Source organism: Streptomyces sp. SID3343, assembly GCF_009865215.1.
Classification (GTDB): domain Bacteria; phylum Actinomycetota; class Actinomycetes; order Streptomycetales; family Streptomycetaceae; genus Embleya.
In genome coordinates this window covers 1-15,726 of sequence record NZ_WWJX01000181.1, presented here as the reverse complement: position 1 = coordinate 15,726, position 15,726 = coordinate 1, and the positions used below count along the sequence as shown (strand labels likewise).

General features: G+C 69.2%; 11 protein-coding genes and 1 pseudogene. 8 read left to right on the top strand and 4 right to left on the bottom strand.

Annotated elements, in window-relative coordinates:
* The 4 genes from GT354_RS06620 to GT354_RS06605 all read left to right on the top strand — a co-directional run.
* Positions 1–1,232, top strand: a 1,232-nt coding sequence (locus GT354_RS06620) for an acyltransferase domain-containing protein (RefSeq protein ID WP_161355267.1), incomplete at its 5' end; no start/stop codon positions are given.
* Between the two features lie 122 nt (positions 1,233–1,354).
* Complete coding sequence (locus GT354_RS06615) at positions 1,355–4,654, top strand: amino acid adenylation domain-containing protein (RefSeq protein WP_346011896.1); 3,300 nt, start codon at positions 1,355–1,357, stop codon at positions 4,652–4,654.
* A gap of 231 nt (positions 4,655–4,885) precedes the next feature.
* Complete coding sequence (locus tag GT354_RS06610) at positions 4,886–6,232, top strand: lysine N(6)-hydroxylase/L-ornithine N(5)-oxygenase family protein (RefSeq protein WP_161355266.1); 1,347 nt, start codon at positions 4,886–4,888, stop codon at positions 6,230–6,232.
* A gap of 118 nt (positions 6,233–6,350) precedes the next feature.
* Positions 6,351–7,115 carry an alpha/beta fold hydrolase gene (locus GT354_RS06605; protein WP_161355265.1) on the top strand — a complete coding sequence of 255 codons (765 nt, stop codon included), beginning with the start codon at positions 6,351–6,353 and terminating at the stop codon, positions 7,113–7,115.
* A 55-nt stretch (positions 7,116–7,170) separates the two neighbouring features.
* On the opposite strand, the gene GT354_RS06600 is transcribed toward GT354_RS06605, so the two are convergent.
* Both GT354_RS06600 and GT354_RS06595 read right to left on the bottom strand, forming a co-directional pair.
* On the bottom strand, positions 7,171–7,983 hold the full coding sequence (locus tag GT354_RS06600; protein WP_161355264.1) for a DUF4097 family beta strand repeat-containing protein: 813 nt from the start codon (positions 7,981–7,983) through the stop codon (positions 7,171–7,173).
* Positions 7,984–8,352: 369 nt separating this feature from the next.
* Entirely contained in the window at positions 8,353–9,546 is a 1,194-nt protein-coding gene (locus GT354_RS06595) for a transposase (RefSeq protein ID WP_161355263.1), read from the bottom strand.
* Between the two features lie 461 nt (positions 9,547–10,007).
* Here GT354_RS06595 and GT354_RS06590 point away from each other — a divergent pair, with 461 nt between their 5' ends.
* Positions 10,008–10,691 carry an LmbU family transcriptional regulator gene (locus GT354_RS06590; protein ID WP_237534439.1) on the top strand — a complete coding sequence of 228 codons (684 nt, stop codon included), beginning with the start codon at positions 10,008–10,010 and terminating at the stop codon, positions 10,689–10,691.
* Between the two features lie 317 nt (positions 10,692–11,008).
* The gene (gene ddaH, locus GT354_RS06585; RefSeq protein WP_202511578.1) at positions 11,009–11,839 is read left to right on the top strand and encodes a dimethylargininase; all 831 of its coding nucleotides are present in this window, start codon (positions 11,009–11,011) and stop codon (positions 11,837–11,839) included.
* A 111-nt stretch (positions 11,840–11,950) separates the two neighbouring features.
* On the opposite strand, the gene GT354_RS06580 is transcribed toward ddaH, so the two are convergent.
* Positions 11,951–12,607, bottom strand: a complete 657-nt coding sequence (locus tag GT354_RS06580) for an FMN-binding negative transcriptional regulator (RefSeq protein ID WP_161355261.1) — start codon at positions 12,605–12,607, stop codon at positions 11,951–11,953.
* Positions 12,608–12,954: 347 nt separating this feature from the next.
* On the opposite strand from GT354_RS06580, the gene GT354_RS06575 reads away from it, so the two are divergent.
* A complete protein-coding gene (locus GT354_RS06575; protein WP_346011895.1) occupies positions 12,955–14,517 on the top strand; it encodes an FAD-dependent monooxygenase in 1,563 nt (520 codons plus the stop codon).
* A 172-nt stretch (positions 14,518–14,689) separates the two neighbouring features.
* Here GT354_RS06575 and GT354_RS06570 read toward each other — a convergent pair whose 3' ends face one another.
* The gene (locus GT354_RS06570) at positions 14,690–15,292 is read right to left on the bottom strand and encodes an HDIG domain-containing metalloprotein (RefSeq protein ID WP_161355260.1); all 603 of its coding nucleotides are present in this window, start codon (positions 15,290–15,292) and stop codon (positions 14,690–14,692) included.
* 193 nt (positions 15,293–15,485) lie between these two features.
* Here GT354_RS06570 and GT354_RS06565 point away from each other — a divergent pair.
* A pseudogene (locus GT354_RS06565) lies at positions 15,486–15,726 on the top strand (hypothetical protein); the annotation flags it as partial.

The following is a 15,726-nucleotide window of genomic DNA, read 5'->3' as shown; positions in this document are numbered from 1 at the left end:
CCGCCCGAGTCGATGTGGTTCAGCCGACACTGTTCTCGGTGATGGTGTCCACGGCCGCCCTGTGGCGGTCCTGGGGCGTGGAGCCCGCCGCGGTGGTGGGACACAGCCAGGGTGAGATAGCCGCCGCCTACGTGTGCGGCGCGCTGTCGCTGCGCGATGCCGCCAAGGTCGTGGCGCTCCGCAGCAAGGCTCTGGTGGGCTTGATCGGCCACGGCGCAATGGCGTCCGTCACGGAATCCGCGGGTCTCGTGGAGGCGCGTCTCGCGCCGTGGAAAGACCGGGTGGGCGTCGCGGTCGTCAACGGTCCCCACTCGGTGGTGGTTTCCGGGGAACCGGCCGCACTCGACGAATTCGTCGAGAAGATGAAGGCCGAAGGCGTTCAGGCCAAGAGGATCTCGGTCGACTACGCCTCGCATTCCCACCAGGTGGCCCGAGTCCGCGACCAGGTGACGCAGTCGCTGGCCGACGTGAGCGCACGAACGTCGACGGTGCCCTTCTACTCGACCCTGCACGGCCGGACGATCGACACCGCGCAGCTGAACGGCGGTTACTGGTACGACAACCTGCGCGGAAGGGTGCTCTTCGAACCCGCTGTCCGGCGGATGGTCGACGATGGCTTCCGGGTCTTCGTCGAGATGGGTCCGCACCCCGTTTTGACATCCCCGGTGGAGGAGATGGTCGAGGATGTGGCCGACACGGTGGTGACGGCGTCGTCACGACGCGATCGGGGCGAAGTGGAGGCCGTGGTCGGTTCGCTGGCCCACCTGTACGCCCGGGGCGGCGCCGTGAACTGGTCCGCCCTGTACGGAGAGCGGCAGCGGGTGGACCTTCCGACGTACGCGTTCCAGCGGCAGCGCTACTGGTTGGCCTCCACCCACACTGCGGTGGCGGTGGACCTGCCCGCCACGGAGGACCCGGCACACGACGATCACCTCGTCTCCCTCGCCGACCGGCTCGTCGACCTGCCCGAGGCCGATGCGGAGGCGCTCGTCCTGGAGCACGTGCTCGAAAAGGCCGCCGTCGTGCTCGGACATTCCTCCGGTGAGTCCCTCGACCCCGACCAGGAGTTCAAGGACATCGGATTCGACTCGCTCCTGTCGGTGGAGCTGAGCAAACGCCTCGCCGCGACGACGGGACTCAAGCTGCGGGCGAATCTGGTGCTGAGATACCCGTCGCCCAGACTGGTCGCCCGGCACGTCAGGGCCTCGATGGCCACGTGTGATGCGACGTGAGCCCGCCGTTCCCCGGGAGGCCTTCCCACCCGTGAGACCGTCCCGTCGCCAGGACACCGCAAGCCCGGCAGCGGCTCGGTCCGCCCCGGCGCCTCGTTGTCTTGATCGGCCGGTCCACCTTCGTGAGGGTGGAGGCCGGATGTGAATTCCGCCTGTTCCTGGGCCTGTTCGAAGAGGGGTTGATCCGAGTGCTTTCATTCGGTGCGTCGTCTGCGCACAAAGGCCTGTGGCTGGCGCAGAAAATGTCGCCCGACATGCTGAACCATGCGCTGACCATGTGGGATGTGGCCGGTGAGCTGGACGCGGCGGTCATGGAATCGGCGATCGTGCACGTCATGGGCGAGGCGGAAGTGCTGCGCGTCAATTTCGTCGACGACGGCGGTGGGCTGCGCCTGGTCCCCAAAGAGCTGGGGGACTGGCGGCCGTTCCGCCTGGACCTGAGCGCCGAGGCCGACCCCGAGCAGGCGGCCCGCGAAGCGCTGGCCGACATGATCCGGCAGCCGTTCGACCTGGAGCGGGATCTGCTGTTCCGGCTCGGCGTGGTCCGACTCGCGGCGGCCCGCTCTCTCGTGGTGATCGCCTACCACCACCTGATATCGGACGGATACGGCGCCGGTGGCCTGCTGTCGCGCCGCCTGGCCGAGGTGTACACGGCGCTGGTACGCGGGTCGCGGATCCCGGAGTTGCCGCACCCGTGGGATGTCGAGTCGTTCGCAGCGGGGGCGGCCGAGTACAGCGCCTCGCCCGAATCCGCCGAGGACACCGAGTTTTGGCGCGACTACCTGGCGGACGCGCCCGCGCCCGCGCAGGTTCCGGGCGTCACCCTGCCCGACGCGGCGCTGACCGCGCTGTGCGAGCCGGTGAGCAGCGCCGACCGTTGGTCGGAAGTGGCCGGCGCCATCGGCATGGTGAGCCGGACGGTGACCGTTCCCCGCGCCGAGGCGGACAGGTGGACCGAGGCCGCGAAGTCCATGGGCGTGTGGATGTCCTCGCTGCTGACCGCGGCCGCGGCGGTGTACTTCCGACACCGCTCCGACCGGCCGGAGTTCCTCCTCTCGCTGGCCGTGGGCAATCGGGTCGGGGCAGCCGGCGCGACACCCGGGCTGGCGGTGAACGTGGTGCCGATGCGGATGGAGGTTCGGCTCGGTGCGACGTTCACCGAGATCGCCGACGCGGTGGTGGACCAGACATACGAGATCTTCGGCCGGACCGCCTGCCACTACTCGGACATCCAGCGCGCGTGCGGAACCGTCCTGAGCGGCCGCAGCAGCTTCGGTGCGGTCATGAACGTCGTCGAGTTCGTCGAGCAACTCCACTTCGCCGGTGCACCGGCGCGCTACTTCGCCGCGACGACCGGCACCTTCGACGAACTGTCGATCGGCGTCTGCACCGACGGCAGCCCCGACAGTGACCTGTTCATCCGGCTCGACGCTCCCGCGGGCCTGTACTCCCGGGCGGAGCTGCGCTTCATCGGCGAAGAGCTGCGCGACTACATCACGGCCCTGACGGCCGCCGATCCGCAACTGCCGATCGGTGCGCTGAAGGTGCCCGGCGGTGCCGAGCGGGACCGCGTGCCGACCGAGTCGAACGACACCGATACGCCGCTGCCGGGTCTGACGCTTCCCGAGCTGTTCGTCCGCCAGGCGGAGCAAACCCCCGACGCCGTCGCGATGGTGAGCGCAACCTCCACCGTTTCGTACCGGGAACTCGACGAGCGGTCGAGCCACGTGGCCGAGGCATTGCGCCGCCGACAGGTGGGACCCGAGGTGGTCGTGGCGGTGGCGATGCCTCGATCGGTGGACCTGGTCGTCGCCCTGCTGGGTGTGGTCAAGGCGGGTGGAGCCTACCTGCCGATCGAACCGAAAACCCCGGCGGAGGCCGCGTCGGTGGCGGGCGACGCCGCGGTGCGGGTGCTGCTCACCGATGCCGTGACCGCCGAAACGCTCACCCCCGAAACGCTCACCGCCGAACCGGGCGTTGTGACCGTCGTGTTCGACGACCTCTGCTCGGAGAGCGCTGCCGACGGGGCCTGGGCGAACCCGGCCCCACCGCATCCGGACAACCTGCTGGCCGTGACGTACGGCTCGGGGCCGAGCGGTGCTGTCACCGGAGTCGCCGTGACGCACCGCAACATGGAGCGTTTCGTCATGGACCGCCACTGGCGCGAAGGCGGGCGTGGCACGGTGCTGTGGCACGCGCCGCACACCTTTGACGCGCTCGCCCTCGAGGTGTGGGTGCCCCTGTTGAACGGCGGTCGGGTGGTCGTGGCGCCCCCGGGGGAGCCGGACACCGATGCGCTGATCGGGTCGCGGACAACGCAGGCGATCTCCACGCTGTGGCTGTCCGCCGCCGAGTTCTCGGCGATTTCGGCGGACCGCCCCGAGCGCCTCGCCGGCTTACGCGAAGTGTGGACCGGGGGAGACCGCGTGTCCGCGGCCGCGGTGCGACGCGTGCGCGAGGCCTGCCCCGGGCTGACGGTGGTCAGCGCCTATGGCCCGGCGGAATCGACCGTCTTCGCCGCGATCCAGCGCCTGACGGCGGACGAGCCGGCGCCCCCCGCGGCTACCCTCGGCCGCGCGATGGACAACACGTCCCTTCACGTTCTGGGGCCGGGGTTGGCGCCGGTGCCCGTCGGCGTGGCCGGAGAGCTGTACGTGGTCGGCCCCGGTGTGGCCCGCGGTAGTGCCGGACGGCCCGTGCGGACGGCGGAGCGGTTCGTGCCCTGCCCGTTCGGCCCGGCCGGCGGGCGCATGTACCGCACCGGAGACCGGGTCCGGTGGGGCGCCGAAGGCCGCCTCGAGTACGTCGGCCGAGCCGGCGCCCAAGCGGACGTCCGCGGCTTTCGGACCGAACCGGCCGAGGTCGAAGAGGTGCTGTCGGAGTACCCCGGGCTCGCGCAGTCGATCGCTGTCGTCAGGAAAGACTCCTCCGGGCAACAGCGGCTGCTGGCCTACGTCGTTCCCGGAAACGTCCGAGCCGGCCTTTCGGCCGGAGAGCTGCGTGGGTTCGCCGCACGGCGGGTGCCGGAGTCCATGGTGCCGTCGGCATTCGTGGTGCTGGACCGCCTGCCGGTGACGGCGGGCGGGAGGGTGGATCCCGCGTCGCTGCCCGAGCCCGAGTCCGACGACGGTTCGTACCGGGCACCGCGCGACCACACCGAGCAGGTGCTGGCCGAGGCGTTCGCCCAAGTACTGGAGGTGGACCGGGTGGGCATCGAGGACGACTTCTTCGATATCGGTGGCAACTCGCTGCGCGCGATCAGGCTGGTCGGCCTGATCCGAACCGAGCTGAACCAGGAGGTGTCCATCCGCACGCTGTTCGCGGCACGGACCATCTCCGGTCTATCGGACATGTGGGGAGATCTCACCCGATCGAGCAGGCCCGCGCTGCGCAGGAGGACGAAGGAAGGCGAGGTCCTGTGAGGGTCCCTGCGGTGAAAACCGCGCAGTGGTCCGCGACTTGTCGACCATTCCGCTTTCCCTCCGGCTCGCGATAATGAGAGGGGACGGACTTCGTGTCCCGTCGGCGGGACGAGGACTTCGAACCGCGCGAACGAAAGACTCCGGAAGATGCGCCGAAAAACAGGCGCACACCGGCTGGGTCCGGCGAACTTGAACGCCCCATCGTGCAGCCATGCCAGCGGGAGAATCTCTATGAGTAATCATGAACACGAGATCTACGACGTGGTCGGGATCGGGTTCGGTCCGTCCAATCTGTCGCTCGCCATCGCCTTGGAGGAGTGGCGGGCGAACAGCCCGCAGAACGAGATCAGCGCCCTTTTCCTGGAGCGTCAGTCCTCCTTCGGTTGGCACCGCAACATGCTGCTGCCGTCGGCGACCATGCAGATATCTTTTCTCAAGGACCTGGTCACCTTCCGCAATCCGACGTCGGGCTTCAGTTTCGTCGCGTTCCTGCACGAGTCGGGGCGGCTTCCGCAGTTCGTCAACAACCAGGACTTCTTCCCGACCCGCCAGGAGTTCCACCAGTATCTCGAGTGGGCGCAGGCACGCGTGGCCGATCACGTCGCGTACGGCTCGAATGTGACGTCGATCCGGCTGCTTCCGGGCGCCGATCCGGGGAAGTCGGACCGTCTGCGACTGGAGGTCACGGATGCCGCCGGCCGAGTCGGCCGCGCGGTCGAGGCACACAACGTGGTGGTCTCGACGGGCCTGGTCCCGAGCATGCCCGAGGGCATCGAGCGCGACGAACGGGTGTGGCACAGCTCGGAGTTCCTGGAGAAGTTCCGCCGGATGAACCCGGCGGATCTGCGTCGGGTGGCGGTGGTCGGGGCGGGCCAGAGCGCCGCCGAGATCACCAGGTTCCTGTTCGACGAACTTCCGCACGCCGAAGTGTGTTCCGTCATTCCGTCCTACGGCTACTCCGTCGCGGACGACACCCCCTTCGCCAATCAAATCTTCGACCCCGGGGCCGTCGACGACTACTACTTCGGCACCGAACAGACCCGGGAGGCGTTCTGGCGGTACCACAGCAACACGAATTACTCGGTCGTCGACGACGAAGTGATTCGGGATTTGTACCGAAGGGCGTACGACGACGAGGTACGAGGCGTCAAACGCCTCAGGTTCCTCAATCTGACGAGGATCACCGGTGTCAAACGCGCCGGTGCCGAGACCCGCGTGTCGTTGCAGGTCGGCCCCGACGCCGAGGTGCACGAACTCGAATTCGACGCACTCGTCTGCGCGACCGGGTACGAGGGCATGCAGCCCACCGGACTCCTCGGAGATCTCGACCGTCACTGTCTGCGCGACCAGGCGGGCCGATATCGGATGGAGCGGGACTACCGCATCGCCACCGCCCCCGAAATGCGGTGCGGCATCTATCTCCAGGGCGGTACCGAACACTCCCACGGCCTGAGCTCGTCGCTGCTGTCGAACATCGCCGTACGAGGCGGGGAAATCGCCCAATCGATCATCGCCCGCCGGGCGGAACACAACGCCGGGCGCGCGATCCTCGCCAAAACCGGAGGCGGCAACCACTGAAGGCTCGCGACGTGAAAGGCGGGACCGGCGCGGTACCTTCGGCGCCCGGTCCCGCCTGCCTTGTCGTATCGATCGTGCCGATCACTACACGCCTTCGGCGTGCGGAAGGAGAACTTCGATGAGGCCGGCGGAGGAGCGGTGGCTGCGCCGTTTCCGTGACGACGACGGCGGGACGAAACTCGTCTGCTTTCCGCATGCGGGCGGATGGACGAGCGCCTACGGCGCCTGGCCTTCGGGACTGCCCGCGCACGCCGGCGTGCTCGCGGTGCGGTATCCGGGCCGGGAGGACCGGCTCGGTGATCCGTTCCCGTCGGAACTGGACGTCCTCGCGGACGACATCGCCGACGCACTGGAAGACCTGATGCGGCATCGGTTGGTGCTGTTCGGCCACAGCATGGGGGCTTCGGTGGCGCACGAGGTGGCCCTGCGCCTGCACAAACGGGGCTGTCCGCCGGCCGCCTTGATCGTGTCCGGAAGACGTCCGCCGCATCTGCTGCACGACCAACGCCGGTTCTCGGGCACAGACGAGGAGATCATCGCGGGCATCGTGCGCTACGACGCGAGCCGGGCCGCGGTCTACGCGGAACCGGAGCTGCGGGAGTTGCTGCTTCCCGCACTGCGCGCGGACTACCGGCTGGTGGACGACTATCGCGGCGGCCACCGGCCACCGCTCGACTGCCCGGTGTACGGCTACACCGGCGCGGACGATCCCGAAGCCCCCCCGGCGGACATGCGCGGCTGGGCGGACTCGACGCACGATGCCTTCCGGCTCCGGGTGCTGCCCGGCGGGCACTTCTACCTCAGAGCGCAGGAGACCGCATTGTTGGCGGACATCAGGGACATCCTGGGTGCCATCGCGTACCGTGCCCAGGCCACCCCCTGAGGCAGCCGACACGCCGCCTGTGACCCGGCGCGAACACAGCGCCGACTGTGCGGACTCACTCCCCGCCGCCGGAACGCTGCACGACGATATCGCCGACGACGGTACGGGCCTGGACGCAGACGATCTCGTCGGTCCGCTCGTTCGTCGTCAGGAGTGAAAGGGACGTGTAGACGGTGCCCGCGGCGGAGTCCAGGGACAGGCGCGCGTCGCTGGTCTCGGCCACGCCGACCCGGATGTCGCCGAACGTGGTGGTCGCGACCACGGATCCCCGCACCATCTCCCCGACCTCGATGTCGCCTTGCGTCGTACGGGCGTTCACGTCGGCGTACGCCCGGTTGATCCATACGGCCCCCTTCTCCGCGCGCAGGCGGGCGACTCCCCGTACCTCTCCCACGCGGACATCGCCTTCTCCTCGCGCGGTGACCCTGGCGCTGCCCTCCATACATCCCAGATGGACGTCACCGCGATTCGCCGTGGCCTCGACGGTTCCGACCGCGCGGTCGACGGTGATGTCACCGAAGGAGGTGGCCAGTCGCAGACTGCCGGTACGGTCGAGCCTGATGCGCCCCAGATCTGTACGGAGTCGGCATTCGCCCAACTCGCCGACACCGAAGAAATCCATCGCCACGCCCCGCCCGTGCAGGCTCGATCCGGTCGGCACCACCATCACCACGATGACCGCGCCGCAACTCCCGCCCGGCTTCGGATCGTTCACAAAGAGCCGACCGTCGGCGAAGCCGATGCGCAGCTGCGCGGCGGTCTGCACGTCCTGGTGGTCGTCGCTGTCGGACGGATACGCCTCGACCATCGTCTCGGCACGATCACTCGCGACGATCCGGACCTGTCCGGACACGAGAGTGACTGTCATTCGGACAGGTGAGGGCGTGTCGAACGTAGGCACGGTGGGCCGCCTTCGAGAAGTCTGGGGTCGCCGGCCCGGTGCAGACGGCGGCCGAACGACGAGGTCCACGCTTCGTCGGATGGCCGGCCTTCGGCCCCGGGAGGTGAACTCACCACATCCGACCGCTCGCTCGTCGCCGCACCGTCCGGGTTTCGTCCGGCGCGGGCAGGCAAGGAGTCGGTGGGCCTCGTGGGCCGGGGCGCAACTCGATACCGGCGCGTTGGGGGACCACCATAGTCGCCCGCCCGGGACCTCCGGAGAACTTCGAGGGCCGGGCCGCGAGGGTTCGAGGTCGGACCGGGTCGGGGCGGTGAAACCGTCGGTGGGCCCGCGTCGCTACGGTACCCGCTGTGCCGTGTCGCGAGGCGGCACCGTGATGGCACCGTGCAGACTGCGGAAGGTGTACGCGGCGGAGATGAGGGCCATGTGGTGGTACCAGCCGGGAAACGAGCGCCCCTCGTAGTCCAACAGCCCGAAGTCCCGCTTCAGGCAATCGATCGCGGCCGTCGTCCCGGTGTGCAGCGCGGCGATGGAGCCGACCTCCGCGAGCGGGCGGTGGGCGAGGCTGGTCAGCCACAGTGAGCCCGACGCGCGGGTGGGGCCCACTTCCGTGAAGAGCCGATACGGAGGACCGGAGGAGCGTCCTTGAGAGCTGCCCGGCAGGTGGACCAGCGACGTCCGCAGGTGTGCGATGCGCTGCCGCCCGTCGGGTAAGGGGACCACGTCCGTCTCCGTGGACTGTGCGGAGACCAGGGTCCTCGCGCTCACCGGTGCCGGGACGCCCTCGCCGACGGGCAGTACCGCGAGGTGGGAGGGCACCGCGACGACGAAGTCGCGGCGCCGCTTGGCGAGTCCGTGCAGCAGGTACCACACGTCGGGTTCGTTGCTCATGTCGACGAGGACGACGGAAGACGTGCAGTCCGTGCGGGTCGACAGCCGGTCCACGAGCAGAAGAGCGTGCGCCCACCCCGGTCGGTACGGCTCGGAATCCGGTATGCGTGCGTTCCCGCGCCGTTCGCGGTCCTGCGTCCAGGCCCTCGGCAAGTGGAGGCACCAGTCGACGGGAACCTGAGTGGGGCCCACGCACAGGAAGGAGCCCAACCCGAGCTGGCAGTTGAGCGTACGGCCCGAGTCCGGGTCGAAGTACCGGTGGACACCCACCGATTGGTCACCGCGCTTGGGCAGGACGGTCCGGCCGATGGACCACACGGGATCGGGTCGATGGTCCGACACCCAGTGGGTGAGTTCCTCCATGACCTCGTCGAAGTCCCACGGGCTGAGACTGACGAACTGACGCAGCGACTGCGCCACGGACGGGTCGCGCGAGATCGCCGAGGCGATCCGCCGCACCGACTTCTTTCCGGACGTGACGAGGAGCCCGTACAGATAGGCGTGTGCCCACTTGCGCTGATCGATCCGGCGCAGATTCTTGAAGATCGTGCTGCTGAAGTGATCCAGGGGTGGTCGCGAGCCGACGGCGTTCGACGCATACCGTAAAGCCGACGCCGTCTCCTCGTGGGCCGTATCCATACCGTACTCCCCAGATCACCGAACGTTGTGGTGGACGAGTGTAGGCCGCACTCCGGCAGCGTCACCAGGTGCTTTGCCGGCGCCCGGCGGCGGCAGAACGGCGGGCGCGACGTGCGGGACGCCCGGCCGCGAAGGGCGCGGCCCGGCCCCCCGGATCATGCCGACCGCGGGCCCCGCCGCTGCGTCGGAGAAGCGTTCGAACTCTTCAAAGTAGTAACCGGTGGTGCCAGATTCCTTGATCTGACGTCGACGTCGGGTTCTACTCGGAGGTACGGCAATCGGCCATACCCGCCCTCGCTGAGGAACCGTGAATCCCAGGTTTATTCAGGCCGTCAGTACTCGTATGTGGGCGGTGGCCGCTGTTTCCGGCAAGCGTGCAAAACGGGGTAATTTCTTCCGTCGTCGACGGGAAGCCACCTCGAACCCACTCGGTTATATACACGCGTCGATACGGGGGCATGATGACCAATCAGGTCGAGGAACGCAAGGAACCGACTGCGCTCATATTCGGTAGGACCTCTCCGGCCGGGGCGAAGTCCCGGAGAACCGGAGGAGCGGAGTCGCGGAGCGATCAGGTACTCACCACGAAGGTGGGGCTGCACATACCCGCGGGACTCGCGTTCGAGGAGTGGGAACATGCCGGGCGCCAGCTCTCCGGGCTGCTCAACTCGTCGTCGTGGTGGCTTGGGGACTGGCTCGTCTACGGCAAGCACCATTACGCCGACCGCTATGAGCGCGGCATCCGCGCGGCCGGGCTCCAGTACCAGACGCTGCGCAACTACGCCTGGGTCTCCCGGCGGTTCGCACAACACCGGCGGCGGCCCGTGCTCAGCTTCCAGCATCACGCCGAACTGGCGTCGCTGCCGGTCGACGAGCAGGATGCCTGGCTCGATCGCGCCGAGCGGCTGAAATGGAGCACCAAGCAACTGCGCAACGCCATCCGGAGCGACCGGGCGTGCACGTCGCAACGACCCGACGACGTGGCGACGACGCATCGGCTCGCCGTGCCCGACAACCGGCTTCAGTGGTGGCACCAGGCGGCGGCTCGGTCCGGCACCGAGTTGGAGGAGTGGGTGACGGCCACCCTCGACGCCGCGGCCAACCGAGTGCTGAAGGAGACCGACCGGCAACGGCCCGTCGAATGACCCGAGTTCGGGCATCGACCGGCACCCGAATGCCGCTGATGTGTCCTGTCGGCAGGACAAGAGGAATCCTCGGCACGGACGCGATCCGGTGAGTTGCCAAGCCCGCCGGCTTCGCTCGTCATCGCCGCGTGAACCACGGCCGCCCTGTCCTTTGCGGACAGGGCGGAGGTGCCTGCCGCTGCCGTGGCCCGGGTAATTCACTTCGGCTTCACCTGTTTGCCTTCCACTCGTGCCCGCAGCTCCGTACGGGCGCTGCTTCAATGTTCGGGAATTTTCCGAGACGAGACGGGACCAAGATGTCGCACATGAATGCGGAAATGCCTGCGGGCAGTGCCCCTGCTGCGTTTCCGCGGCGTTATCTGATGTGCCGCCCCACGTACTTCGACGTTACGTACTCGATCAATCCGTGGATGGACCCGAGTAGACCCACATCGACCGAGGCCGGTCTGGGGCAGTGGAAAAAGCTGCACGACCTGTTCGTCGGTCTGGGGCACGACGTGCAACTCGTCGAACCCGTGCCCGGACTGCCCGACATGGTGTTCGCTGCGAACGGCGCCGTCGTCGTCGACAACAAGGTCCTCGTCGCCCGCTTCCGGCACGCGCAGCGGGTCGACGAGGCCCGGGCGTACCTCGACTGGTTCGGCCGCGGCGGCTGGTCCGAAGTCCGGCAGGCCGAGCACATCAACGAGGGTGAGGGCGACTTCCTGTATGTGGGCGGTGAGATCCTGGCCGGCACCGGCTTTCGCTCCGACCTGCGGGCACACGACGAGGTACGTGAGTTCTTCGACCGCCCGGTGGTGAGCCTGACGCTGGTCGACCCGCGCTGGTACCACCTCGACACCGCGCTCGCAGTGCTCGGGGAGGGGGAAGTCATGTACTATCCCGCGGCGTTCTCCCGGCAAAGCCAGGCGACCCTGGCCGAGCGCTTCCCGGACGCGATCCTGGCCGGCGAGGCGGACGCGCGCGTGTTCGGCCTCAACGCGCTGTCGGACGGCCGCAACGTCGTACTGCCGCAGCAGGCCGCGGGCCTCGCGGCGCAGCTGCGCGAGCGTGGCTACATACCCGTCGGAGTCGGCCTGACCGAGATGCTCAAGGCCGGTGGCAGTGTCAAATGCTGCACGCTCGAACTGAGGGCCGAGGAGAGCTGAGGCCCCGGGGCGACGTGGCAAGGCGTCGGTCGTCGAGACCCGAACCAGGTCTCGACGACCGACGCCACGTCAACGACCGCACCACCCGCCGGCCTTGCCGCCCGCCGGGGCTCAGGGACCGGTCTGCGGCAGTCGGCCCATCAGTTCGGCGGTTTCGCGGTGCCGGGTGCACCCCCGTTCGCCGAACGACTTCCGCACCCGTTCGCGGACCTCGGCGGGCTGCTCCTGGCTGAGTTTGAACATGCCCTCGGCGCCGGTCACCGCGATGCGGAACGCGCCGACACCGGGAACGATCCTTCGGAAGTAGTCGACGGATTCCGACTGGTCCCAATCGGCCCCGAACCGGGCTTCGAAGGACAGTGCGGTCGCCCGCACCACAGCAAGGGTTTCCTCCAGTGAATCGATCTTCGTCACCACGCCGCGCACGTGGACCGAGGTGAAGTTCCACGTAGGCGCGGCCGGCGTCGTCTCGTACACCGCCGGCGAGACGTACGCGTGCGGCCCGGTGAAGGCCAGGAGGATGACGTCCCCCGTCTGCAGCGCCTCCCAGTGCGGGTTGGCCCGGTTCATGTGCCCGAGCAACGTGGCGCCCGTCAGGTCGTCGGGCCATTCGGCGCTCACCTGGGGATCCGGAATCACCGGAAGGTGCGTGGCGAACGGGCCGCCGTCGGCGCTGCCGTTGATCATCGCCAGTGCCAGTGGATGGGCACGGATCAGGTCGGCCATCCACGAACCATCCGGTTCACGATAGTCATGGGGAACGAACACCCGGAAATCACATCCCTTGTTGGTCGGCTGTGGTCGGCGGTCTGCTCACGGGTCCGAGCCGTCCCACCCTGGGGGAGCCCGCAGCTGTCCGGAACCGGCCGTCATGTCCCCTCTCGGCTCCTGCTCGAACGGCACCACGAGAACACGCCCGTCGGCTTCCGGGCAATGGCGCGGGGCCGCCGCCGCGGACGCGCCGCCGACGATTGTCCCGCCGACGGGACAATGTCCGGCCTGACGGCAACTCGCCCGGTGACGGCGCACGTTGTCTTGACCGGTTGGTCCGAGTCGGTGAACGTAGGGGCGCTGTAAGGACGTTCGAGCGGGCAGCGGAACGAGGGGGAAGCGGCGTGGGAGACACCGACATGGACACGGACGTGGTGATCGCGGGCGCCGGACCGACGGGCTTGATGCTCGCCTGCGAGCTGCGCCTGGCGGGTGTGGACGTGGTGGTGGTGGAGCGGCTCGCGGAGCGGACGGGCGAATCCCGGGCCGGTGGGCTGCACTCCCGAACCCTGGAAGTACTCGATCAACGCGGAGTCCTGGAACGTTTCCTGGCGGCCGGCGACCTGACACCGGTGGGCCACTTCTCCGGGCTCATGTTGGATTTCGACGGGCTGGAGTCGCGGCACCCCCTCCCGCTGATGATCCTGCAGTCCGCCGTCGAGCGGCTGTTGGAGGAGTGGGCGGCCGAACTCGGCGTGCGGGTGCGCTGGTCGTCCGAGGTCGGCGGGATCCGCCAGGACGAGGACGGCGTGACGGTCGAGCTGCGAACAACGCAAGCGGCCCCCGCGACACTTCGGGCCCGCTACCTCGTGGGTTGCGACGGCGGGCGCAGTACGGTGCGCAAACTGGCGGGTATCGACTTCCCCGGCACCCCGGCGACGATGACCGCGCTGATCGGCGACGTCGAACTTCCCGGACTGACCGAGGACTACATCTGGGCGCGGCGCTGCCCGGACGGCGAGTATTCGGCGATCGCCTTCGAGCCGGGCTGGTACCGGGTGATCACCTCCGCCTACGATCACGTCGCGGACCGCGACGAACCCGCGACGTTCGAGCAGCTCCGCCAGTCGCTGGTTCGGCTCGCGGGCACCGACTTCGGTATGCACAGTCCCCGGTGGGTCTCCCGGTTCGGCGACGCCGCACGGCAGGCCGCCCAGTACCGGAAAGGTCGGGTACTGCTCGCCGGCGACGCGGCGCACATCCACTTCCCGGCCGGTGGGCAGGGGCTGAACATGGGCGTGCAGGACGCGGTGAACCTCGGCTGGAAACTGGCCTCGGTGGTGCGCGGCCAGGCGTCGCCGGGCTTGCTGGACAGCTATCACGCCGAGCGGCACCCGGTCGGGGAGCGCGTGCTGCACAACACCCGGGCACAGGCGGCCCTGACCCGCCCGGGCGCCCAGACGGACGCGCTGCGTGACGTGTTCGGCTCGCTCCTGGTGTTCGACGACGTCAACCGGCATCTGCGCGGCATGCTCACCGGACTGGACATCAGGTACCCGGGCGCAGGCGGCCACCCGCTGGCGGGCCGCCGGGTCCCCGACGCCGATCTCCGCACGCCTGCCGGTGCCACCAGCGTGCACCGACTGCTGCACAGCGCCCGGCCGGTACTGCTCGACCTGGGCGCCGGCACCGACGTGGCGGCGGCCGGCGAAGCCTGGTCGGACCGCGTCGACTTCGTCGAGGCCCGCAGTGCGGAGGACCACTGGCTCGTGCCGATCCGCGGTGAGATCCCCGCGCCCGCCGCGCTCCTCATCCGCCCCGACGGTCACGTCGCCTGGGTGGCCGCCGCCCGGGAAGTGCCTGACACCGCGGCGCTGCGGACCGCCCTCGACACCTGGTTCGGCCCGGCCCGACAGGGGTCGCCGGGACCTTCGCCGACCCTTGCCCCGACGCGCCGGACCGGGTGACCGAAGGCGTCCACCGAACGCGACACCCGCACGTGACGGCCACCCCGCCGTGGGACACGCCTGCCGGCCGAGCGAAAGGGCCGCCGTCGGTGGGTCTCGGCGACGTCGCCGAGACCCACCGACGGCGGATGTCGAGCCCGCCGGGCCCGACGCCGGGGCCCGTCCGGTCCGGTCAGGTGATCCGGTGCCCGTACTCCGCGGCGAGCGGTTCGAGTACCGGCTCGCCGAACTCCTCCGCCAACTCGCCGAACACGACCACCTTTTCCTCCCCGAAGCGCTGCACCTTCACGGCGAACGTCGCGCTCGTGACGAAGCGCGGCGGCGTCGACTTGCTGTGGAACTTGTCGGCGTACATGACCAATCTTTCCTCGGCGGTCTCCGCGACATAGTCGCCCACGGGGATCGGGAGGTCCTGCGACAGGACGTCGTGCCGGGTGAGCCCGACTCCGGTGTGGCACGAGCAGAACCGGCCGAGGCTCTCCGGCAGGCCCTCCTTGGACACGATCTCGGCGCCGAGCAGGCCGTGGCGTACGTAGTTCGCGCGGTCGAGCCGGCCCTCGTCGTCGTACAGGCGGTACACGCCGATGTCGTGGAGCAGGCAGCCCACCCGTACGAGATCGCCGTCCACGCCCGCGCCGCCGGGGCCGGCCAGGAGTTGTTCGGCGATGCGCCAGACGATGCCGCAGTGGGTGTGTACCTTCTCGAACGCCTCGCGCGTGGGGGCATACGCCCGGTGCAGGGCGGTGATCTCGTCGACCGTGGGTAGCTGCGACATCCCGGGAGCCTAGCCGAGCCGGCGGAGCCGTGAGGCCATGATCGCCGGCCACGTGGTTTGTCCGGCCGACGCGCGGGCAGCGTCGCGCCATGTCACCAAGAACCCGTCGGATCACCCCCGGCCGTACGCCCGCCCGCACCGCCACCGGCAGCACCCACCCACGCCTTTGGACCTCGACCCGAGTCGGTGCCGCGTGAGCGGCCTGGTGCGCGCGGTCCTCGTGGGAGCTGCGACCGGCGGACGCAGCCAAGCGGGTATCGCCGCCGTCTACCTCGGCGCTTCGAGTTCCGCCGGACCGATCACCCGGCTCACCGTCGCCTCGGCCGCCATCGGCGAGCTGATCGCCGACAAGCGGCCCACGACGCCGTCTCGGCTCACCCCCGCGGGCTTCTTCCCGCGCGTCGCGCTCGGCGCGACCTCGGCGGCGTTGCTCG

What these genes read in the sequence shown, in the direction of transcription:
- GT354_RS06610 (WP_161355266.1), top strand. Translation starts at nt 4,886, where the DNA reads ATGAGTAATCATGAACACGAGATCTACGACGTGGTCGGGATCGGGTTC.
- GT354_RS06605 (WP_161355265.1), top strand. Translation starts at nt 6,351, where the DNA reads ATGAGGCCGGCGGAGGAGCGGTGGCTGCGCCGTTTCCGTGACGACGAC.
- GT354_RS06600 (WP_161355264.1), bottom strand. Translation starts at nt 7,983, where the DNA reads ATGACAGTCACTCTCGTGTCCGGACAGGTCCGGATCGTCGCGAGTGAT.
- GT354_RS06595 (WP_161355263.1), bottom strand. Translation starts at nt 9,546, where the DNA reads ATGGATACGGCCCACGAGGAGACGGCGTCGGCTTTACGGTATGCGTCG.
- GT354_RS06590 (WP_237534439.1), top strand. Translation starts at nt 10,008, where the DNA reads ATGACCAATCAGGTCGAGGAACGCAAGGAACCGACTGCGCTCATATTC.
- ddaH (WP_202511578.1), top strand. Translation starts at nt 11,009, where the DNA reads ATGCCTGCGGGCAGTGCCCCTGCTGCGTTTCCGCGGCGTTATCTGATG.
- GT354_RS06570 (WP_161355260.1), bottom strand. Translation starts at nt 15,292, where the DNA reads ATGTCGCAGCTACCCACGGTCGACGAGATCACCGCCCTGCACCGGGCG.